The sequence below is a fragment of the Staphylococcus sp. Z5-21 genome (assembly GCF_056529615.1).
In genome coordinates, this window is the sequence record NZ_CP096462.1 from 2,259,828 (window position 1) to 2,281,900 (window position 22,073).

Sequence of the window (22,073 nt, forward strand, 5' to 3'; positions counted from 1 at the left end):
GGCATACCATGTCAGAGGAAAGCCAAGTATTAGTCATTTTTCCGCATCCAGATGATGAGTCATTCTCATCTGCAGGCACATTAGCACGATATATTGATCATGGCGTACCGGTTACGTATGCATGTTTAACATTAGGTCAAATGGGCCGTAATTTAGGTAATCCGCCTTTTGCAACACGCGAAACACTTCCGGATATTCGTGAAAAAGAATTAGAAAACGCAATGGAAGCCATAGGCATAACTGACTTGCGTAAAATGGGATTAAGAGATAAAACGGTGGAATTCGAACCCCATGATGAGATGGACGCAATGGTTCAATCGCTAATCGATGAATTACACCCATCTGTTATCATCTCATTCTACCCGCAATTTGCTGTGCACCCAGACCATGAAGCGACTGCAGAGGCTGTCGTTAGAACAGTTGGTCGCATGCCAGCATCTGAAAGACCACGTTTACAACTCGTAGCATTTAGTAATGATGCACCAGAAAAACTAGGTGCCCCTGATATACTAAATGAGATCAGTGATTATAAAGAGGTAAAACTTCGCGCATTTGAAGCCCATTCATCTCAGACAGGTCCTTTTTTAAAACAATTAGCCACACCTGAAGTATCTGGAGAAGCACAAAGTTTCTTAGAAGTAGAACCTTATTGGACTTATAACTTTGAATCTTAAGTGGAGGCAATAGCATGACAGAATTTGACTTATCTACACGTGAAGGTCGTTGGAAACATTTTGGATCCGTCGACCCAATAGAAGGTACGAAACCAACAATAAAAGAAGAAATGAAAGATTTACAAAGCACCCATAAAAACTTCTTATTTGAAATAGAAGAAGTCGGTATTAAGAATCTGGTTTATCCAGTACTTGTTGATCGTTTCCAGACTGCTGGTAATTTTAGCTTTTCAACTAGTTTAAACCTAGACGAAAAAGGGATTAACATGAGCCGTATTTTAGAAAGTGTTGAAAAACATTACCATAACGGTATTGAATTAGATTTTGATGCACTATACCAATTATTACGCAGCCTACAAGAACGTATGAATCAAAATGCTGCAGGATTAGACGTATCAGCAAAATGGTTTTTTGACCGTTTTAGCCCAATAACACAAATTAAAGCAGTTGGACATGCGGACGTCACTTATGGTTTAGCAGTTGATAAACAAAATGTGACACGTAAAGAAATTACGATTGAAGCAGCGGTAACGACACTATGTCCTTGCTCTAAGGAAATCAGTGAATATTCTGCACACAATCAACGTGGTATTGTAACTGTGAAGGCATACATTAATAAAGACATTGAGCTGATTGATAATTACAAAGATGTGATTTTAGATGCCATGGAAGCCAATGCAAGCTCTATATTATACCCTATCTTGAAAAGACCGGATGAAAAGAGCGTAACGGAACGTGCATATGAAAATCCTAGATTTGTTGAAGACCTCATTCGCTTAATCGCAGCAGATTTAGTCGATTTTGATTGGCTCGATGGCTTCGATATTGAATGCCGTAATGAAGAATCTATTCATCAACACGATGCATTCGCAAAATTAAAATATAGAAAATAATCATTATGACTTAGCATATGTGTAACCCTCTTGATTCGGTTGCGCATATGCTTTTTTGTCATTTTTCATTTAATTTATTTTCATTCTAAATTCATCTCAATTTTTATCAAAGTAAAATTTTAATGTGTTATGCTAAAATTTACACCCTAAATTTTGCAATAATCTATTAATATTAAAACAATAGATATTAATAATTAAATTTCGCTGATGTTCTATAGACAATTTACATATTAAAATTATTATGGCAGTATTTCTATCTCAATTTAATCATACAAATTGTTGATAATAATAAAATGGATTATGACCAAACATGGCATCTCCTTTTCTAGGAAAACTAATCCATTTTCCTAAAATTACTTATGAAAGCAAATGCGTTATGACTCTATACATTCATTAGCGGGTTTAAAAAGAAATGAGAGGTTAGATATGAATACAATTTTATATGAAAAAAACAGAAACATCATAAAAAAGGCAATCAAGAAAGATTTAGGTTTAACATTTTTAGAAATTATTATTTTAGAACAATTGAAATACTTAAATAAAGACAAAATTGATGCAGTAGAACTTAAAAGACATTTAAACATTGACAATACACCGATTTCGATTCAAATAAATAACCTGAGTAACTTCGGTTTATTTACAAAATCACGCCATGAACATGATGAACGACGTATCTATTTACATAGTATTGATTTTGACAAAATCACTAAAATTATACGACAGTATCATTCGATTGTTTCTAATATCTTAAAAACAAACAGTTAATCAAAAGCGCCTATAGATTACCTATATCTGATAGATAACCTATAAGCGCTTCTTTCTTGCTTATTGAACTGGCTTATTTTAAATGTTCATATGGACTGTTTTTTACAAATGAAATAATTTGATCTACAAATAAACGCGCACGTAATTGAAATTCTTCATTAGCTAAATAATATGTACCATCATCTAATTTTTTAAAATCCGTATCATGTGTAGCAATTTGTGTAGGTACTGCAATACCTAATAACGAACGTACAATTAAACGTAAGTGTGACAATGGTTCAGAACTGACAATACCACCACTATTACCTATTAATCCTACTGGTTTCATTTTAAAATCATCCATTGTTAAATGGTCTAAAGCATTTTTTAAAATACCTGAGTAAGAACCGTGATAATTAGGACTACCTAGTACGAAAAAATCAGCTTCTCTTGCTTTAGTTTTTAATGTTTGTAAATTATTTTTATAACTTTCACTTGGATTAGATGCTCCAGAAACATCAAGTTGGTGGATAGGTTGCTCCGCCAAATCAAAAATTTCAACATCAAAGTCATGTTCTTCAAAATGACCTTTCAAATATTGAGATAGTGCTATTGTATGTGACCCCACTTTAGCACTACCAACTATAATTAAACCTTTCATTTATTACTTCACCTCATACTATTTTTTGTTATTTTCTTGAAGTAGTTTCATAATCGCTTTACCGACACCACTTTCTTCATTTGAATCCGTTGTGTACGTCGCGACTGCTTTTACTTCTGGTGCTGCATTTGCCATAGATACCGAATAACCTACTCGCTCTAACATAGAAATATCATTCATGTTATCTCCAATGGCCATTACGTTTTCCATATCAATATTTAATCGCTCAGCAATTGTTTCCAGTGCAATGCCCTTTTGAGCATCTGAATGTGTGATTTCAATATTACCTCTAGATGAGGATGAGATGGCAAGACTTTCTGATTGTGCTAATTTTTCACTCACACGATCAATCTTTGCTAAATCACTATCAAATGCCAATATTTTCATCACAATTTCACCCGGTGTATCCTCAATTTTGTCGTAATTATCTACAACTTTTAATGTGCCATTATCAATACGCTTTTGAATACCTGCTTTAATCTTTTCAACATCAGCTTTTTGACCTGCACGTTCTGCAATATCGATATAGATTTCTAAATCTCGTTGAGGGTTTTCAGTATAAATACCTAAATTTGTATATACTTGATAATATATATCTTCTGACTTTAACTCATTTGTAATTCGATTAATCAATTCACGATTTAAATTGGATGTACTCATAATATTAAATGATTCATCTCTAACTTCGGCACCATTCAAGCAAATATAAGGTAGTTTTAAATCTGTTTGATTTACCGGTGAATTCGCCTCATAAAAAGCACGTCCTGTTGCTATAACAACTGTAATACCTTGGGATTGTGCATACTTTATAGCTTTTATATTTTCTTCCGATATTTCATGTGCAGCATTTAGTAACGTCCCATCCATATCTGTAGCAATTAAATTTATCATTTGTTTACCTCTTTCCCTTCTAAGATCGATAACACAAAATCAATTATATATGATTCTCATTTGCCATAATTTTGTAACATATTCATATTCTATCAAATGTTCACTTTTTTGTATTATCGGCTGTTCGAATGTTTTTTTTATTTTTTCTTATATTTTTAAAAAACGCAGTTAATAACTGACTACATGATTCTTCTAAAATACCAAATTCTACTGTTGCCCGATGATTAAATCTTGGTTCTTGCAACAGATTCATTAGACTACCGGCACACCCACCTTTGGGGTCCTTAGCTCCATATATCACAGAAGGAATACGACTCATCACTATACTCCCCGCACACATCACGCACGGTTCTAAAGTTACATAAAGAGTACAGCCTTCTAGTCTCCAACTTCCTAAAGCAGCTGCGGCGCGTTGAATCGCAATATGTTCAGCATGTGCAGTTGGATTTTGTTCAGATTCACGTAAATTATGCGCTCTAGCAATAATTTCATCATTTTTTACAATAATTGCACCGATAGGTACTTCACCTATATTGCCAGCTTTTTTTGCTTCTTCAATCGCAACTTCCATATAAAATTCATGATTTGTCATGTATCTCACACACCTCACATATGGTACAATATTTATTGTCTATTTTAACATTGGAGCGGTAAATATGAAAAAACAATTTATTGCTGTGGAAGGTCCGATTGGAGTCGGAAAATCTTCTTTAGCACATAAACTTAGTCAAACTTATAAATATTACGAAGAAAAAGAAATCATCACAGAAAACCCATTTTTATCAGATTTTTATGAAGATATTTCCAAATGGAGCTTTCAAACAGAAATGTTCTTTTTATGTAATCGATATAAACAATTTCAAGATCTCGCATTAATTGAAAACGGTATTGTCAGTGATTACCATATTTATAAAAATAAAATTTTTGCAAATAATACCCTAACTACAACGGAATACAATAAATTTTCAAGAATCTATGATATTTTAACCGAAGATTTAGAAATGCCTAATATGATTATCTTTTTAGACGCTGATTTGGCGACACTAAAATCACGTATTGCGCACCGTAATCGGAGCTTTGAACATCAAATTGCAGATGATTATTTATTAAATTTAAAACGTGATTACAATGACTATTACGAATCTTTAAAGAACGATGGTGAACGTGTTATACGTATTGATACGACACACCTTGATTTTATGAAGTATGAAAACGATTATAATTATATTTTAGAATTAGTGAAGCCACTGATTGGAGGACATGAGCATGAATAATTACGGTATCCCGCAAGATGCTGTCATTACTATCGCCGGAACTGTAGGCGTTGGTAAATCAACATTAACAAAAGCTTTAGCAGAGCGCTTTAATTTTAGAACTTCATTTGAAAACGTAGACCACAACCCTTATCTGGATAAGTTTTATAATGATTTTGAGCGTTGGAGTTTTCATTTACAAATTTATTTTTTAGCAGAACGTTTCAAAGAACAAAAACGAATGTTTGAATATGGTGGCGGTTTTATTCAAGACCGTTCTATTTATGAAGATGTCGATATTTTTGCGAAAATGCATCAAGAACAAGGTACGATGAGTCCTGAAGACTTTGAAACTTATTCTGAATTGTTTAACGCAATGGTCATGACACCTTACTTCCCTAAACCAGATGTATTAATTTATTTAGAGTGCGATTATGACGATGTCATCAATCGTATTAAACAACGTGGCCGTCAAATGGAAATTGAAACGGATACCGCATACTGGCAAAAATTATATCAACGTTATGAAGATTGGATTAGCGAGTTTAATGCTTGTCCAGTTGTTCGAGTCAATATTAATGAATATGATCTGCACGAAGATCCTGAAACACTCAACCCAGTTATTGACAAAATTCGCAACGTCATCGAAACATATCGTAAAGTCGATCAACGTTAAATTCAATATATTAAAAAAAAGTCACTCCACTAAGTTTTGGTCGGAGTGACTTTTTATGTGTATAGCCGTAAATTACTCAATATGGCTACGGTAAATAATTTTTTCAATTTCATCGTCTGTCACATATTTACTGTAATAATGTTCATCCGTTTGTACTAAACCAAAGGTACTTGCCTTATCTTGGTCTTCGGTTCCGATATATAGTTGTCCTTCCGTATCTTGATACAAATCAAAAATTGCGCCACCGTATCGCGCTTCTTGATATAATGCGTAAAGCTCATCGATATCATCACGTGCTACTTGTTTAAAATATAATGTATGTTTAGAATGTTTTATTGTTTTAGCTTCAAACCCTAAATCTAACGCTCGTTCATCTTCAGTAACCAACACCACATCATTACTTATCATTTCCACAACTTTAAACGTCTCGCCATGATAATCTGCATACTTCCCATCAATCATTTTGATCACCTCAATATTTAAAATTAAATATTAAAAAAGTCATAATATACGTTAAGCATATTATGACATAATTTAGACACTGCGCCTATTTTTTTAATATATTTACGATATCATTTGCTGTTTCTACAGTATAATCCGCTTGGGTAAATTCCTCTGCTAATCCTACACCAGTTAACACCGCAACTTTTAATCCGAGCTGTGCATTAACACCGGTTTGCATATCATTTGCAGTGTCACCAACAATAGCGACGTCTTCAGGAGCAACATCATATTGATTAAATAATGGATTTAATACTTCTGGATTTGGTTTTTCGACTGCATTCGCTTCGGTTGAAATAACGACATCAAAAAAGTGATTAAATTGAGCAATCTCTAAAAATTGCTCGACACCTTTCTTCGAATCACTTGTAACAATGCCCATTTTATATCCTTGATTCTGTAATGTTTTTAACGTATCCTCGATACCTTCAACCAATACATTTTCAGGCACTCTATTATCTACTAAGGTTTGACTGCGTGCTTGTGCCCATTTCGTGACATCTTGACCAGCAATATCACAAAACGCTTGCACCATTTCATCCAGTGCACCTGAAGCCATGATTGTACCCGGCTGTATTTCACCGTCAACCACACCTAAATGTGCATATGCTGCTGACTTATCATCAATATCTTGATCATACGCTTCCATAAAATCATCTACTAATTGTAGACCAATCTTCATCCAACTACGATCAAAATATATAATCGTGCCATCTTTATCAAATAAAATCCATTTCATGCTTGAACAGCTCCTATAATTTCGCTTAATTAAAATAATTCATGCTTTATATTTTAGTACAAAAATGTCACACGAAACAAATATTGTAACTGAATTTGATTTAATTGCATGTATCTGATACTTAACTTAATTTGCGTTCTATACGTATTATCTTATCATAATGACGACAAATATAAATTCTGCAAAACATTTAAATGTTACAAGGGGGGTTTTTAAAATAGGTTACTTTATAGTATTTGTAATTATTGCAGTATGTATTGGTATCTATTTTCAAAAAGAGATAAGCCAATGTCACCATCCAGTTGGTTTAAAGGCATCGGTGTCATTGCATTTGCCATGGTCATTGTCAGTGGATTCTATCATGTAGATGACATTAAGCAAGGTGGAGAAAATGGCGAGCATAAAGCAAAAAATGAAGAAAAAATTTAAAAATAAAAAGTTAAAATCATTTCATACATATTAATAAAGGGGTAAGCGTATCATGATTTATGCAATTACTTTTATTATCGTTAGCATTCTAATCGGCGTTTATTTTTCAAAACGACAAAAACCGATGTCACCATCGAGTTGGTATAAAGGCATTGCCGTCATTATCTTATCCTTATTTGTTGTTAGCTTTTTTGATAGTTTTGATGCAGTAAAACAAGGTTTTAAAGAAGGCATCAACGAAGATGTCTTTAATGACATTTCAAAAGATTAACATCGTTCAGCGGCTGTCATTCAAATAAATATCATCATAAAAAAGGTTGGTAACGCGCATGCGTTACCAACCTTTTTAGGATTAATTTTAATATCTTGGTACTACGACTCTCCATCCTTGTGGATCATTAAGTTTACCACTTTGAATGCCTGTATAATGATCATATAAGTTTTGTGTGATTTCACCAGTTTCATTATTATTAATTACGATTTCTGTCTCACCGTATTTTAATTGGCCTACTGGAGAAATGACTGCTGCTGTACCTGTACCGAATACTTCTGTTAATTCGCCCTTATTGTGCGCTTCAATCAATTCATCGATAGATACTTTGCGTTCTTCCACTTCATAGCCTAAATTTTGAGCTAATTCAATCACCGTCTTACGTGTGATACCCGGTAAAATACTACCATTTAATTCTGGTGTTACCAATTTACCATTTTCAACGAAGAAGATATTCATACTTCCGACTTCTTCCACGTATTTTTGTTCAACACCATCTAACCAAAGTACTTGATCATAACCTTGAGCTGAAGCGTTAGATTGCGCTAATAAGCTTGCTGCATAGTTACCTGCAACTTTAGCATAACCTACACCGCCGCGTACGGCACGCACATATTGATCTTCGACATAAATTTTAGTTGGGTTGAGTGATGCACCACCATAATATGAACCCGATGGAGATAATATAATTAATAATTTATAAGAGTATGAAGGACGTACACCTAAAATACCTTCTGTCGCAAAAACATATGGACGAATATATAATGATTGTCCTTCACCTTCCGGTACCCAATCACGTTCAACATCTACAAGTTGTTTTAAACCTTCTAATACCACTTCTTCGTCTACTTGTGGCATATCCAAGCGTGCCAACGATTTATTAATACGCTTGAAGTTCTCTGATGGACGGAATAAATCAACTTCTCCATTATGTTTATAAGCTTTTAAGCCTTCAAATACAGATTGACCATAATGAATACCTTGTGCTGCTGGAGAAATTTCTATTGGACCATAAGGTACAATTTTTAAATCATGCCATCCTTGATCGATATCATAGTCGAAACTCAACATATAATCAGTGAAGTATTTCCCGAAACCTAATTCACTTGGATCCGGTTTTTCTTTAAGTGTTTCACGCTGTACAAATTTAATTTTTTCTGACATGATTGCTTCCTCCCAATGTTTATTCTTAAGTATTATATTAAATTATACCAATCCACTAGTCTGTGTTCAATAATTTTCAAAAAATTTCAAATAAACCAACAATATGTATCTTGGATAATCAAACCACTGTTCGTACATTAATTTATGGTTTAATTGCTCGCATTTTGTATTAAAATCGCTGTTATTTAAACAAAAAAGAAGCCGAACCTATAGTCGACATACACTTCGTTAATGTCATCACCTAAAATAGTGAAATGCTTAACAACCGTATATCGAACGAAGTTCTATCTTCAAAAAATAGATGATTTATTTTACTTCTGCTTTCTCTTTGCCTTCAATAGCATCTAGCATCACTTTAGTCATTGCACTTAAGTCATATTGAGGATTGAAGCCCCATTCTGCTCTCGCACAACTTACATCAATACTATTAGGCCAACTATCTGCGATGGATTGTCTAACTGGATCTACATCGTAGTCTAATTTAAAGTCTGGATAATATTCTTGAATCGCTTCTTTAACCATTTCTGGTTCAATACTCATCGCACTTAAATTATAAGCATTTCGATTAATTAATTTAACGCCGTCTGCTTCCATTAGTTGGATAATCGCATTAATGGCATCTTCCATAAACATCATATCCATAAATGTATCTTTCGCGATAAAGCTTGAGTATTGCCCTTCTCTAACTGCTTTAAAATAAATATCTACAGCATAATCTGTCGTACCGCCACCTGGTTCTTTAATATGTGAAATCAAACCTGGGAATCTAACGCTGCGTGTATCTACACCAAATTTTTCAAAGTAATATTGGCATAGTAATTCTCCAGCAACTTTATTCACACCATACATTGATGTAGGACGTTGAATCGTTACTTGGGGTGTATTAACTTTAGGTGTTGATGGACCAAAAGCACCAATAGAACTTGGTGTGAAGAATTGTAATTTATATTCACGTGCTACTTCTAATGCATTCATTAAACCACCCATATTTAAGTCCCACGCGAATAATGGATTTTTTTCAGCAGTTGCTGATAATAATGCAGCCATATGCATCATTGTGTCTGGTTTGAATGATTCGACTAATTCATCCATACGTGCTTTGTCTGTTACATCTAAAATTTCAAATGGACCATCTTTCAATGCAGAGCCTTCTTCAGGTTCTCTAATGTCAGTGGCTAAGACATTGTCATTTCCATATAATGTTCTACATTTTACAACTAACTCAGTTCCAATTTGTCCTAATGCACCAGTAATCATAATTTTTTTCATATTTCTATCTCCCTTGTATATTACAGAAACTGTAATGTATTTCCCTCGTGGACAATAACCTTATTTTCACCTATATTATATTATAAAAACGCTTTATTGTATATATCGAAAGAACATTTATTTTAAAAATATATAGTCCACACAATAATTGATTGCGATTTCAATATTATATTATTAAACCGGATTTGACACATAAACGATAGCCTGTTATAAGATAATTATTAAACATATATGGAGATGATGATATGTTGCACAAAAATGCTACATTATTAATACAAAGTGTTCGATTAACGTAGTCGATGCTTTGTAATTTAATTCCTTATCACAAGGCATCTAACTTATGCATGTAAGCTATATTTATGTGAGAGGAACTAATAAAAATGGAAAAACAACTTTACCCTTATCAATTTAACTATATAAAAGAACGCGTTGCACATTTAGTCAATGCTTATAATTCGGTCAACGATCCCAATACAATCGCTTCAATCAAAGATGTCACACGTGATGAAATACTTAGTACATTTAACTCAAGAGACACTACCATTCGTTCAAACGTTGAAAAGCTCATGAATGTACAACTTACCAAAGAACAAGCTCAAAAAATTTTAACGACCATACAAATGTATGTTAAGCCATTTGAACATCCGAGTAATAAACAAGTCACTAACCTTTTTAAAAAAGTTAAAAAGCTAAAAACACCACTTATCAGTGATGAAGTGCTACAAACAAGTACGTATATCGGTTGGAATGATATTGCTTCAAATAGAAAATTCATCATTTATTATGATAACTTTGGAAAATTAAACGGTGTATACGGAGACATTTCTAACCAAACTGTCAAAGGTTTCTGCTCTATTTGCAATAAAGAATCCCGTGTTGCTCTATTTATGCGAAAAACACGTACTGGCAATGATGGTCAATATACCAAAAAAGGTGACTACATTTGTTTTGATAGCACCTTATGTAATCACCAAATATCCGATTTATCGCACTTCCATCATTTTTTGAATAAGATTCAATAAACCAAAAACGGGCCCTATTATTAGGGCCTTTTTTTGATATAGACAACCCCACCTATTCATTTGTGGCAGATTTGTCTATTGTTATATTTATGTTATTACTTAAAATAACTATCAATACCTTTTAATTTATGGCGTATCATGTTTTTCATATCATAAAGGTAGTTTTTAGGGACGACTTCTGGAAAAAACGCTAACCGAAGATTACAGGCTAAGGCGGTGCCTGTGGAAAGCGTGCACAAAAAACTGCCGACAAAGTCAGTTTTTATTAGGCCTCCATACTCACTTTCTTAAATAATCAATAAACGTTCGAATCGTTTGTTCATTTGTTCTATCTGAATGGGTGATAGCAGTAAAATAAATATAATAGTCAAAAGGCGCGCCAATAGGTAACATTTCAATAAGACCATTTAAAAGAAACGGATCATCTTCAAGCATCAAACTAGAAACAATACTGACACCTAACCCTTCAGATACTGTTTTTATCAAAACGCTAGGATTATTTGTACGAAAAACAATTTTCAGCGGACCATTTTCATCTTCAAATTGCTTAAAATTATGATGATAAAAATTGCGGTCATATAATACAAATGGATATTGTTGAATAGCTTCCATTTCAACCGTATCTTGTAATGATAATTTAGATTTTTTAGGTACAATCAATCTGAAATTTGTAGATATATTAAGCGAATTAGAGACGATGGTCTGCCCGAATGTTTCACTTTCAGTCTTCCCAATCAAGCCAATATCCACCTCATTGTCCTTTACCATTTTCATAATTTTGTCTCTGTCACTTTCAATCACTTCAACCTCAATGTGTGGATAATCCTTTTTAAAGGTAGACAATGCTTTCGGTATGATTTTGTTAAATAATGTCGGTATCGTCGCAATTTTAAGTGAGCCTACAATATTTGAATGCATGGCATCAACCTCTGATATTAAATGTGCTTTTGCTTCTAAAATATCAATGATTAAAGGGATTAATTTTTTACCTACCTCAGTTGGCAACGTGCCTTTTCGAGATCGATCAAACAGTTTATAGCCAAGTTCTGCTTCTAAATTTGCGATCGATTGACTCATTGCAGATTGACTAATATGCATCGCTTCCGAAGCATGAACGATGGATTCCGTTTCATAAATTTTTTTAACATAAGCTAATTGTTCAAAATTCATACCTTCACCCCTTTTTACATAAGTGTTTCTTATATAAATATTAAAAATACTAATTTTACATTAGCACACATTAATCATTATAATAAATAGTGCATGAAAAAATTAATTAAAGGACGGTCTTCTTATGTATGATAAACTCTGGTCTAAAGATTTTATCTCTATTACCTTTGTGAATTTTTTAATGTATTTAATTCATTATACATTAATTGTTACCGTAACTATATTTACCATTGATAAATTCCATGCATCCGAAAGTATGGGTGGCTTAGCTGCAGGTATCTTTATCATCGGTATGCTTTTCGGTCGTTTAGCATCCGGGCGCGTAATTGACAATCTACAACCTAAAAAAGTATTGCTCTTCGGCATTATCTTTTCAATTATTACTGTTGGCTTATATTTCCTTATTAGCAGTCTATTTTTATTAATGCTTGTCCGTCTCTTACATGGGATAGCGTTTGGTTTGGCTTCGACAGCAACTGGAACAATTTCATCAAGAATTATTCCTGAAAAACGTAAAGGCGAGGGCATCGGTTACTACGCCCTCAGTGTTACCACAGCATCAGCAATTGGTCCTTTTTGTGGCATTGTATTAAACCAACGATTCGGTTTCGAATCTATTTTCATTGTTAGTTTAGTTATCATCATCATTGCATTCATTGCTGCACTATTTATTAAAGGACTACCAAAACCACCTGTTGAGAACAACAATGAAAGAGAAAATAAAGGAATTCGTGCATATATTCAAAAAGAAGCACTACCTATTTCATTTGTCGTTATATTCGTCGGCATTGCTTATTCAAGTGTATTGTCTTTCTTAACTGTTTATACGGAACAAATATATTTAGCGACTGCATCTAGTTTCTTCTTTATTGTTTATGCAGTCAGTACCTTTGTTACACGTCCATTTACAGGAAAAATTTATGATGCCTATGGTGAAAATAAAGTCATGTACCCTGTCTTATGTAGCTTTGCAATTGGCTTAGTACTGTTAGCAATCACACACACAAGTCTATTGTTACTTATTTCAGCTATATTTGTAGGTATCGGTTATGGAACGATTGTCCCAAGTGCGCAAGCCATTGCCATTCAACAATCACCTGTTGATAAAATTGGTTTAGCAACCTCAACATTCTACATGTTTGCTGACTTTGGCGCTGGTATTGGTCCATTCGTATTAGGCATCATGGTGCCAATCATGGGATATCGTTATCTATATATCACGATGGCTATTGTAGTCATTGCATCCATTATCCTTTACTACTTTATGCATGGTAGAAAAGCGATACATTACACAAGCACCAGCAATTGATAAACTTATAATCATTAATACATCCAACAGAAATCAAATGATTAAAAGTAACATATAACAATGGAGTGCCACAAAATAACATTTCTGCGGCACTCCCTATTTTTATCCAATATTAGTTTTTTAATTTTTTAACAAGTGACGATTTCAATCCAACTAGACCAATCTTATCCACTTTAGCATCAATATCGTGACCATCTTCAGGTTCTACGATACGGATACTTTTCACTTTAGTACCTTGTTTTATGACAAATGAAGTGCCTTTTACTTTCAAATCTTTAATCACAGTGACCGAATCACCATCTACTAGTTCATGACCATTCACATCTCTTGTAATTTGCGCTTCCATATTTTCTTTATTTTCAGTTTCAGACCATTCGTGACCACACATTGGGCAAACAAGTAGGTTACCATCTTCATATGTGTAACTAGATTCACATTTTGGGCAATTAGGTAAAGTATATTCCATAATTAAACCTCCGATAAGTTATTATTTAGCTGATAATCTACCATATTATAAAATATAAACTCTATTTTCTCCACTTTTTTTATTAAAGTTTGTTCTGTTTTTTTATTTTTTCTTCAGCCATCCACAACCGCTACAAAGCTTATTTCATTCTAAAAATAAATTCAAATTCAATTTTTATTTTTTAAATTCCCAAAAAAAATCAGAAAAATGTTTATTTAATGATATAAGTGGAAAAGTACTTGTGTCACAAATCATAAAGGAGGCTTTTATAATGAGTAAATTTGATGATTTTAAAGACCAAGCAAAAGACAAAGTAGACGAAGTGAAAAACGACAAAGATAAACAAAAAGAAGTTAAAGATCAAGCTCAAGATAAAGCAAAAGACTTAAAAGATAAATTTTAAGCTTTCTAAATTATCTTGAATCTAAATATAAATAAAAGCATCTGTCAGTACATTAATTGTACTGACAGATGCTTTTATTTATATTTAAGAATTATTTTAAATTTAATTTTTCTGCAATTTCTTGCTTTTTACTATCAAAGTCTAATGCTTGTTGATCTATAGATGATCCAGTTTCAGCAACCTGCTTAATGTTTTCCATTTGGAACTGCCAGCCTGCAAAATCAAGTATAATATGTGGAAATGCAAACGGTAAACATTCATCGAAAATCAATACCGTTTCTTTACCAGTATCATGTAAATCAAACCTTACTGTACCAATATCCCATGTATAGCCAATTGTTTCATTTTCTTCAAAGGCTGTAATTTCCATTTCTTCGTCGTCTTGCCCATCCATTTGGAATTTCATCTTACCACCAACTTGACGGTCTTCAAATGATAATTGTGGAAACCATTGTTGAATACCTTCTGTTGTGCTTAAAAGTTTAAACACTGTTGCTACATCTTGTTCAATGATTATTTTTAATGTTTGATATGCACCTTGTTCATCTTTAGAATATACAGCTTCCATATGAATATGCCCCTTTCGATTTACAATCGCCTCATTTTGAAACACATATGAATTGATAGTACTGCTATTCCCATCTTATTTTATTTTAATCCTAGGTCTGATTGGTTATTCACTTCTAATTTTCGCGCTTTTCTTGTATATCTTAAATAAATCAAGCCAAGTAAGATAAACCACAGTGGTGATAATACAACACCCATTCTTGTTTCTGGTACAACAAGTAAGATAATCAATACGAATACAAAGAATAGCTGTACCATTCTTGCCATATGAATACCACCGGGCAATTTAAAGTCACTCTTTTTATGTAATTCAGGATGTGTTTTAACGTATTTTGCATAGGCATGAACAATAAACATCCATACAGCGACTAATAAAATTGTTGAAATTGCTGTGACATAAAAGAACACTTGTGTTGCGTTCGGTATTAAATAATTTAATAACACCGTAATAGATAACAAAGCGCATGTTACCAATATTGCTATATAAGGCACACCTTTTTTATTTGTTTTCATTAATAAATGATGTGTTTGTTTTTTCTCAGATAACCCAAATAAGATTCTACTATTTGCAAATATACCACTATTACATGCCGATGATGCTGCAGTTAATACCACAAAGTTTATTAACCCCGCTGCAAATGGCACACCAATAAGTGCAAATAAACTTACAAATGGACTATTATTTGGATCAATATCTTGCCATGGAATAATGGACATCATCACCGCTAATGCACCAACATAAAATAATAATATTCTGATTGGTACACTGTTAATTGCTTTCGGTATCGTTTTTTCAGGATTTTTTGTTTCTCCAGCTGTTATACCTAATATTTCAATACCTGTAAATGAAAAGACAACCATTTGGAATGACATGAAAAAGCCAGATGCACCATGAGGGAACCAACCACCATTATTATAAACATTAGAGACCCCCGTCTTACCAAAAGGTGTTTGAATTGCAAATACAATCATGACAATACCAATAACTATCAATGCAATGATTGTTACAACTTTTATAATTGCAAACCAAAATTCTAATTCACCAAACATTTTTGTACTTGTTAAATTAAAAGCCATAAGAATCAATATACAAGACAAAGATGTGATCCAATTTGGTAAATCGGGTATCCAAAATTCTACATATTTTGCAACAGCAGTAATTTCTGCCATCCCTGAAGTAATCCAAGTTAACCAATACGTCCACCCGGTTACAAATCCTGCAAACGGACCAATCTGATCGTGCGCAATATCTGCAAATGTTTTATATTCTGTATTAGAAAGTAACATCTCACCCATTGCACGCATAAACATAAACAATACAAAACCGACAATAATATACGTGAGTAAAATCGATGGCCCCGTTAAACTAATGGACTGACCAGCCCCTAAAAATAAGCCAGTTCCAATAGCTCCACCAATCGCAATAAGTTGAATATGTCTATTACTCAACTCTCTGTTCAAAGTATTTGTCATAAATCTTGCCCCAATTCCAATTGTTTTTAAAGCATCATTAATATATCGCCTTAGCTTATTAACCCCTTTGTTATCAATTAATAAACTAATGTAATGATTACATGCATATATCTCAATAATGCTTGGTTGTATAATATTCTTTTTTTCTGAAAATTACAACTAATGCTATAAATCATTTTTGATAATTTTGTATTTTTACATTTTTGATTTTTTAACCCTTTAATTGATTAAAACAATAAACTATAATCTCATTTTTAATATTTGAATTTCTTTTTTAACCATTAAATATCATGTGCCTTGATGAAATAAAAAATGCACACTTTTATTACTTAACGACATCGTTAAAACAAAAAGTGTGCTCTGATTTCACATACGATGAACGTACCTTTGAACAAATATTTTATAAGCACTTATTGCGTTTCTATAGCCTCTTTAATAGATTTAATGTTCTCTGGTGTTGTTTGACAACACCCTCCAATAATCTTGACGCCTTGGTCTAACCAATCAGGTATTTGTTCAACAATTAAACCTTGATTACCTACACTTTCCCATTCTTTCTCCACTGCATTGTACTGTGCACCGCCATTAGGATAAAGCGCTATTGTTTGAGGTACATTTTTCAGTCCTTTGCTTATAGCTTTATTTATACCCGCGACGGATGAACAATTAATACCAAACACCGGTATGCGTTCAGCATATTGCTTAATATAAGCACATAACTTTTCAAATTCTGTGTCATCAGATAAATCACCGTCTTCATTAACTGTGACAGATAACCAAAATGTCTGATTTGTATAATGTGGCACAATATATTCAACAATCGCTTTAATTTCCTCGAAATTAGGCACGGTCTCAAATACAAAATCATTGATACCTCTTTTAACCAATGCTTCTATACGCGTTTTATGGAATTGAAAATAATCTTCCTTACTTAAATCGTATGCACCTGTGTACTCAGAACCATCACTTAAATAGGCACCGTATGGCCCTAAGCTACCCACGATAACTTGTGTATCCGTCGTGGCTTCCATAATTTGATTTACTGCAGTATTATATAGCTGATCTATTTCAGTTGCCTTCATCCCAATATCAGAAAAAGTTTGGTAACTCGCTTGATACGTACTTGTAAGCAATATGTCTGCCCCCACATCCGTAAATGCTTGATGTGCTTGTTTAATTTGTGTAGGGTTATTTTTTAAAACTTCACTGGACCATAATGAAGTTTTCAAACTACAGCCTGCTTGTTCTAATGTTGTTGCCAAACCGCCATCTAGTACCAATGGCGATTGAGCTTTCAATTTTTCTAATAACCGCATTTAATTACCTCTTTTCTTATGATACTTAATGAAATAATATATGAGTGCTATGACAGCGAATGGTACACCGAAATAAAGTGCAGGTGCCTGATTAGAATCAAAAACCATTCCTATACATGAAACTAAACATAAAATAAATCCTATAATAGGTATAGATTGATGAATTTTAAGGCTAGGATCATACCTTTTAGCATTGAAATAAGCAACACATATACTCATCCACACGATGACTACAGCGAGTCCTGCAATGGACACCAGCACAACATAGAGTGAATCCGCTGCATAGATGCTTGATAATAAAGCCAACAGACCACCTACCATACTAAATAATGTTGCGTTGATAGGCATGCGATATTTATTCAACTGTCCGAACCATTTTGGAAATACCCCTTCATTGGCTAAACTCCATATCATTCTACTTGCAGCATATAATCCAGAATTAGCGGCAGATAATAAGGCTGTGATAATGACTAGATTCATGATATCTCCAGCGTATGGTATCCCCATTTTTTGAAAGATGACTACAAATGGACTTTCCAAAGATTTCCCTTGATAACTTGGAATTAAAATAGAAATAATAACCATTGTACCGATAAAAAAGATAATTAAGCGCCATAAAGTTGCACGTATCGCTTTAGGAATGACTTGTTTAGGATTTTCAGTTTCTCCCGCAGCAATACCGATCAATTCCGTGCCACTAAATGCGTAATTCACTGCTAACATCGTTAAGAACACCGCACCTATACCGTTAGGAAAAGTAGGATTCGTATATCTGTTAGTCACTGTATGTATTCCTTCATAACCATTGTAATGTATCAAACCTAAAATGACACATATGCCTAAGATAATAAATACAATAATAGTAACCACTTTAACTAAAGAAAAATAAAATTCAACTTCTGCATAAAAGCGTGTCGATATGATATTAAAAATTAATACTAATATAATTGCACTTGCAGCAAAGATATATTCAGGTATTTCTGGAAACCACCTTTGCATCAAAATACCCACTGCTGTAAATTCAGAACCTAATGCTACTGTCCAGGTCAACCAATAAAACCACGCAACAATGTAGCCAATAGATGGATGTATATATTTACTCGCATATGTATGAAAACCACCTGTCACAGGGTGCTTAATAGCCAATTGTCCTAAACAAAGCATGACGAGATAAACAAGTATTGAACCTACTATATAAGATAAGACAGTCCCTAGAGGTCCAGCTTGTTGTAAAGTATACCCAGAACTTAAAAATAATCCTGTACCAATAACACCGCCAAAGCTTAATAACATGAGATGGCGCTGTTTCATGGCACGTTTAAATGATGTTTGTTCCATTGAATGTGCTCCTTATCTTTAAGTACTCAATATAGATTTTTGATATAATTAAACATTTTATTGATTTCTGAAAATTTAGTCAATAGTAAGTTATAGTATCTTTGATATCCCACTGCTAAATTATTAATTGGGTTTATTCATCCAGCTTAAAAGAAAGCGCTATCATATTAACTGAATTTTCACACTTTTATAAAAATTCAGTTTTTATATTGCTTTTCATTCTCAACGCTATTAACATAAACTATGTATCATTTAAAATATCTAAGTAATAAATAGAGGAGTTTTATAATGACAGAATATAATGACTTAGTAACTTCTACTCAAGAGATTACCAAAGAAGCTTTACATAAATTAGGTTTTGATGAAGGTATGTATGAACTTATAAAAGAACCTTTAAGATTTTTAGAAGTCCGCATCCCTATCCGCATGGATGACGGTACTGTAAAAACTTTTACGGGCTATCGTGCCCAACACAATCATGCTGTGGGTCCTACTAAAGGGGGTATTCGTTTCCATCCTGATGTTAATAAGGAAGAAGTCAAAGCACTATCTATGTGGATGACTATGAAATGTGGTATCACTAACCTCCCATTTGGTGGCGGTAAAGGGGGTATTATTTGCGATCCACGACAAATGAGTAACCAAGAACTAGAGCGTTTATCTCGTGGCTATGTTCGTGCAATTTCTCAATTTGTTGGTCCCGAAAGTGACATTCCAGCACCAGACGTTTATACAAACCCCCAAATTATGTCTTGGATGATGGATGAATATAGTAAGATTAATCGCTCAAACGCGTTTGCATTTATTACAGGTAAACCACTTTCATTAGGCGGTTCACAAGGACGAAATCGTGCAACTGCATTAGGTGCAGTAATCACAATTGAAGAAGCGACCAAGCGTAAAAACATTGACATTAAAGGCTCTCGCGTAGCAATTCAAGGTTTCGGTAATGCGGGTAGCTTTATCGCAAAAATTTTACATGATATGGGCGCTAAAATTGTAGCTATTTCTGAAAGTTTTGGTGCATTACATGATCCTAATGGGTTAGATGTAGACCGACTCGTTGAACTAAAGGAACAACACGGTCGCGTTACACATTTGTATGACAACGTTATTCCTAATGAACAATTATTTGAAGTCGATTGCGATATTTTGGTCCCTGCCGCACTTTCAAATCAAATTAACGAAGTGAATGCACATCATATTAAAGCAAAAATTATAGCAGAAGCCGCAAATGGCCCAACAACACCAGAAGCAACACGTATTTTAACTGAGCGAGGCGTCTTAATTATTCCAGATGTGCTTGCGAGTGCTGGTGGTGTGACAGTATCTTATTTCGAATGGGTACAAAATAATCAAGGTTATTATTGGTCAGAAGAAGAAGTAAACACAAAATTACGCGATAAAATGGTTGAAGCGTTTAATACGATATATGATTTAGCAGAAGATAGAAAAATGGATATGCGTTTAGCTGCCTATGTCTTAGGTATCAAACGAACTGCTGAAGCATCTCGTTTCCGTGGTTGGGCGTAATTCCTATAAATTAAGGGACTATATCCGACGAATAATCAAATGATGTATTGTTATCAATCAAATTTTCATAATATACTTAACTTAGCTATGAAGTCATCTATGACACGAGATGACTTCATAGCTTTTTTAGTTATAGCATCTAAGCGTTTTACATATCCGCTGTTTTATATTGCGCTTCATTGTTATATCTGAGGCTCACTTTTTTATTTTAAGCTGCTCCATCACACCTTCCTTTCTACCTCCTTAATACTAGTGCATACCTTCGCTTTTCAAAAATTAGAATTTTCTGATTTATTTGAAATACAAATTAATAATCTATATACTTATTTACAACAAAAGGGAGGATGTACAATTATGAAGAACAATATTTATGGTAATGTACCGTGTTTTTTAAATAGTAAGAATCTCAATCAGACAAATACATTAGATACAGACGTCATCGTTTATGGCGCACCATTTGAAGGTGAAAGTACTTGGGGCGACTATACGGGTGTAGAACTGGGTCCGAAACAAATTCGTGTTTGCTCAGCTCGCTATAGTCAATATCTACCTGAGCTCAATCACATTGATATCAGTGAACACCTAACGATGGGAGACGTTGGTGATGTGCCCTTTGTAGCACACGATAATAAGCAAAGTTACGACAATATTAGTGATTTTGCTAAAAAGCTTTGGGATAGTGGTAAATTCTTAGTTGGCTTTGGTGGAGAGCATGGTGTGACATATCCAATACTGAAAGCACTAACGGAAACAGGCAAAAAAGTAGGCATCATTCATTTAGATGCGCACTATGACAACATGCCTGATTACGAAGGTGAACCTTATGCGCGTAACACCCCTTTTATGAGACTTTATGAAACGGATGGTATACGCAACGAAAGCATTATTCACACTGGTATACACGGTCCTAGAAATAAGCCTGAAACTGGTCGCTTTGCTCAAGAAGCTGGTGCAGTAACTTTAACTATTAATGATATTCGAGCGGCTAAAGACTTGAAAGCATATGCACAAGAAATCTACGCGCAAGCGAGCAAGGATGTGGATGTTGTCTACCTAACTATCTGTAGTGATGTACTTGACTTCGCCTTTAATCCTGGTGGTCCTGTCGATGGTAATGGCTTATCTTCTTATGAACTTCTTACGATGATTCATGAATTCGGAAAACTAGGCCTTTGTGGCATGGATTACGTGGAAGTATATCCTATGATGGATGCCAATCAAAACTCAGCTCATTTTGTCTCTACAGCAGTGTTATATGTACTTGCTGGCCACGTCGCTTATTTAAATCAAATAAAATAATTTGAGGAGTGG

25 protein-coding genes are annotated in these 22,073 nt (G+C 33.8%); 12 read left to right on the plus strand and 13 right to left on the minus strand.

The genetic code is table 11. From position 1 onward, the window contains the following. Nucleotides 1-8 precede the first annotated feature (8 nt). From bshB2 to M1D64_RS11315, 3 genes are all read left to right on the plus strand, one after another. The gene (gene bshB2, locus M1D64_RS11305) at nt 9-674 is read left to right on the plus strand and encodes a bacillithiol biosynthesis deacetylase BshB2 (protein ID WP_002484092.1); all 666 of its coding nucleotides are present in this window, start codon (nt 9-11) and stop codon (nt 672-674) included. Nucleotides 675-688: 14 nt separating this feature from the next. After that, entirely contained in the window at nt 689-1,567 is an 879-nt protein-coding gene (gene folE2, locus M1D64_RS11310) for a GTP cyclohydrolase FolE2 (RefSeq protein ID WP_129303462.1), read from the plus strand. A gap of 426 nt (nt 1,568-1,993) precedes the next feature. Next, nucleotides 1,994-2,332 carry a transcriptional regulator, SarA/Rot family gene (locus M1D64_RS11315; protein ID WP_069825691.1) on the plus strand — a complete coding sequence of 113 codons (339 nt, stop codon included), beginning with the start codon at nt 1,994-1,996 and terminating at the stop codon, nt 2,330-2,332. Between the two features lie 73 nt (nt 2,333-2,405). Here the strand turns inward: M1D64_RS11315 and M1D64_RS11320 are convergent, their stop codons facing one another. From M1D64_RS11320 to tadA, 3 genes are all read right to left on the minus strand, one after another. Then, nucleotides 2,406-2,972, minus strand: a complete 567-nt coding sequence (locus tag M1D64_RS11320; protein ID WP_129303461.1) for an NADPH-dependent FMN reductase — start codon at nt 2,970-2,972, stop codon at nt 2,406-2,408. An 18-nt stretch (nt 2,973-2,990) separates the two neighbouring features. Then, on the minus strand, nt 2,991-3,863 hold the full coding sequence (locus M1D64_RS11325; RefSeq protein ID WP_041079782.1) for an HAD family hydrolase: 873 nt from the start codon (nt 3,861-3,863) through the stop codon (nt 2,991-2,993). A 100-nt stretch (nt 3,864-3,963) separates the two neighbouring features. Beyond that, a complete protein-coding gene (tadA, locus tag M1D64_RS11330) occupies nt 3,964-4,455 on the minus strand; it encodes a tRNA adenosine(34) deaminase TadA (RefSeq protein ID WP_041079783.1) in 492 nt (163 codons plus the stop codon). 64 nt (nt 4,456-4,519) lie between these two features. On the opposite strand from tadA, the gene M1D64_RS11335 reads away from it, so the two are divergent. Beyond that, entirely contained in the window at nt 4,520-5,137 is a 618-nt protein-coding gene (locus tag M1D64_RS11335; RefSeq protein WP_002484098.1) for a deoxynucleoside kinase, read from the plus strand. Continuing rightward, entirely contained in the window at nt 5,130-5,792 is a 663-nt protein-coding gene (locus M1D64_RS11340; protein WP_002484099.1) for a deoxynucleoside kinase, read from the plus strand. The genes M1D64_RS11335 and M1D64_RS11340 overlap by 8 nt, the downstream gene beginning before the upstream one ends. Nucleotides 5,793-5,864: 72 nt before the next feature. Here M1D64_RS11340 and M1D64_RS11345 read toward each other — a convergent pair whose 3' ends face one another. Both M1D64_RS11345 and M1D64_RS11350 read right to left on the minus strand, forming a co-directional pair. After that, on the minus strand, nt 5,865-6,254 hold the full coding sequence (locus M1D64_RS11345) for a hypothetical protein (protein WP_041079785.1): 390 nt from the start codon (nt 6,252-6,254) through the stop codon (nt 5,865-5,867). An 85-nt stretch (nt 6,255-6,339) separates the two neighbouring features. Continuing rightward, a complete protein-coding gene (locus M1D64_RS11350; protein ID WP_115340709.1) occupies nt 6,340-7,032 on the minus strand; it encodes an HAD family hydrolase in 693 nt (230 codons plus the stop codon). Between the two features lie 288 nt (nt 7,033-7,320). Here M1D64_RS11350 and M1D64_RS11355 point away from each other — a divergent pair, with 288 nt between their 5' ends. Together M1D64_RS11355 and M1D64_RS11360 are read left to right on the plus strand one after the other, a co-directional pair. Further along, nucleotides 7,321-7,461 carry a hypothetical protein gene (locus M1D64_RS11355; protein WP_002484102.1) on the plus strand — a complete coding sequence of 47 codons (141 nt, stop codon included), beginning with the start codon at nt 7,321-7,323 and terminating at the stop codon, nt 7,459-7,461. 52 nt (nt 7,462-7,513) lie between these two features. Beyond that, the gene (locus M1D64_RS11360) at nt 7,514-7,732 is read left to right on the plus strand and encodes a hypothetical protein (protein ID WP_037539066.1); all 219 of its coding nucleotides are present in this window, start codon (nt 7,514-7,516) and stop codon (nt 7,730-7,732) included. 87 nt (nt 7,733-7,819) lie between these two features. On the opposite strand, the gene M1D64_RS11365 is transcribed toward M1D64_RS11360, so the two are convergent. Together M1D64_RS11365 and M1D64_RS11370 are read right to left on the minus strand one after the other, a co-directional pair. Further along, the gene (locus M1D64_RS11365) at nt 7,820-8,896 is read right to left on the minus strand and encodes a branched-chain amino acid aminotransferase (RefSeq protein WP_041079787.1); all 1,077 of its coding nucleotides are present in this window, start codon (nt 8,894-8,896) and stop codon (nt 7,820-7,822) included. A gap of 306 nt (nt 8,897-9,202) precedes the next feature. After that, nucleotides 9,203-10,165, minus strand: a complete 963-nt coding sequence (locus M1D64_RS11370) for an NAD-dependent epimerase/dehydratase family protein (protein ID WP_002484105.1) — start codon at nt 10,163-10,165, stop codon at nt 9,203-9,205. Between the two features lie 380 nt (nt 10,166-10,545). Between M1D64_RS11370 and M1D64_RS11375 the strand changes: the two genes are divergently transcribed. Next, nucleotides 10,546-11,187, plus strand: a complete 642-nt coding sequence (locus tag M1D64_RS11375) for a FusD family fusidic acid resistance EF-G-binding protein (protein ID WP_041079788.1) — start codon at nt 10,546-10,548, stop codon at nt 11,185-11,187. 279 nt (nt 11,188-11,466) lie between these two features. Here M1D64_RS11375 and M1D64_RS11380 read toward each other — a convergent pair whose 3' ends face one another. Continuing rightward, entirely contained in the window at nt 11,467-12,357 is an 891-nt protein-coding gene (locus M1D64_RS11380; RefSeq protein WP_041079789.1) for a LysR family transcriptional regulator, read from the minus strand. A 124-nt stretch (nt 12,358-12,481) separates the two neighbouring features. On the opposite strand from M1D64_RS11380, the gene M1D64_RS11385 reads away from it, so the two are divergent. Beyond that, nucleotides 12,482-13,666, plus strand: a complete 1,185-nt coding sequence (locus M1D64_RS11385) for an MFS transporter (RefSeq protein WP_041079790.1) — start codon at nt 12,482-12,484, stop codon at nt 13,664-13,666. A gap of 112 nt (nt 13,667-13,778) precedes the next feature. On the opposite strand, the gene M1D64_RS11390 is transcribed toward M1D64_RS11385, so the two are convergent. Beyond that, on the minus strand, nt 13,779-14,132 hold the full coding sequence (locus M1D64_RS11390) for a zinc ribbon domain-containing protein YjdM (RefSeq protein WP_011303800.1): 354 nt from the start codon (nt 14,130-14,132) through the stop codon (nt 13,779-13,781). Between the two features lie 271 nt (nt 14,133-14,403). Here M1D64_RS11390 and M1D64_RS11395 point away from each other — a divergent pair, with 271 nt between their 5' ends. Beyond that, complete coding sequence (locus tag M1D64_RS11395; RefSeq protein ID WP_002484110.1) at nt 14,404-14,535, plus strand: hypothetical protein; 132 nt, start codon at nt 14,404-14,406, stop codon at nt 14,533-14,535. A gap of 91 nt (nt 14,536-14,626) precedes the next feature. Here the strand turns inward: M1D64_RS11395 and M1D64_RS11400 are convergent, their stop codons facing one another. The 4 genes from M1D64_RS11400 to M1D64_RS11415 all read right to left on the minus strand — a co-directional run bounded on the left by M1D64_RS11400 (nt 14,627) and on the right by M1D64_RS11415 (nt 19,229). Continuing rightward, entirely contained in the window at nt 14,627-15,103 is a 477-nt protein-coding gene (locus tag M1D64_RS11400) for an SRPBCC family protein (protein WP_002484111.1), read from the minus strand. 80 nt (nt 15,104-15,183) lie between these two features. Next, on the minus strand, nt 15,184-16,575 hold the full coding sequence (locus M1D64_RS11405) for an amino acid permease (protein WP_041079791.1): 1,392 nt from the start codon (nt 16,573-16,575) through the stop codon (nt 15,184-15,186). A 410-nt stretch (nt 16,576-16,985) separates the two neighbouring features. Then, nucleotides 16,986-17,891: a homocysteine S-methyltransferase gene (mmuM, locus tag M1D64_RS11410; RefSeq protein ID WP_002484113.1), complete on the minus strand. Its 906-nt coding sequence runs from the start codon at nt 17,889-17,891 to the stop codon at nt 16,986-16,988. Beyond that, the gene (locus tag M1D64_RS11415) at nt 17,892-19,229 is read right to left on the minus strand and encodes an amino acid permease (RefSeq protein WP_002484114.1); all 1,338 of its coding nucleotides are present in this window, start codon (nt 19,227-19,229) and stop codon (nt 17,892-17,894) included. It abuts the gene before it with no gap. A gap of 288 nt (nt 19,230-19,517) precedes the next feature. On the opposite strand from M1D64_RS11415, the gene M1D64_RS11420 reads away from it, so the two are divergent. After that, complete coding sequence (locus tag M1D64_RS11420; protein WP_041079793.1) at nt 19,518-20,762, plus strand: Glu/Leu/Phe/Val family dehydrogenase; 1,245 nt, start codon at nt 19,518-19,520, stop codon at nt 20,760-20,762. Between the two features lie 354 nt (nt 20,763-21,116). Further along, nucleotides 21,117-22,061, plus strand: a complete 945-nt coding sequence (locus tag M1D64_RS11425; protein WP_447809007.1) for an agmatinase family protein — start codon at nt 21,117-21,119, stop codon at nt 22,059-22,061. The last annotated feature ends 12 nt before the right edge of the window (nt 22,062-22,073 follow it).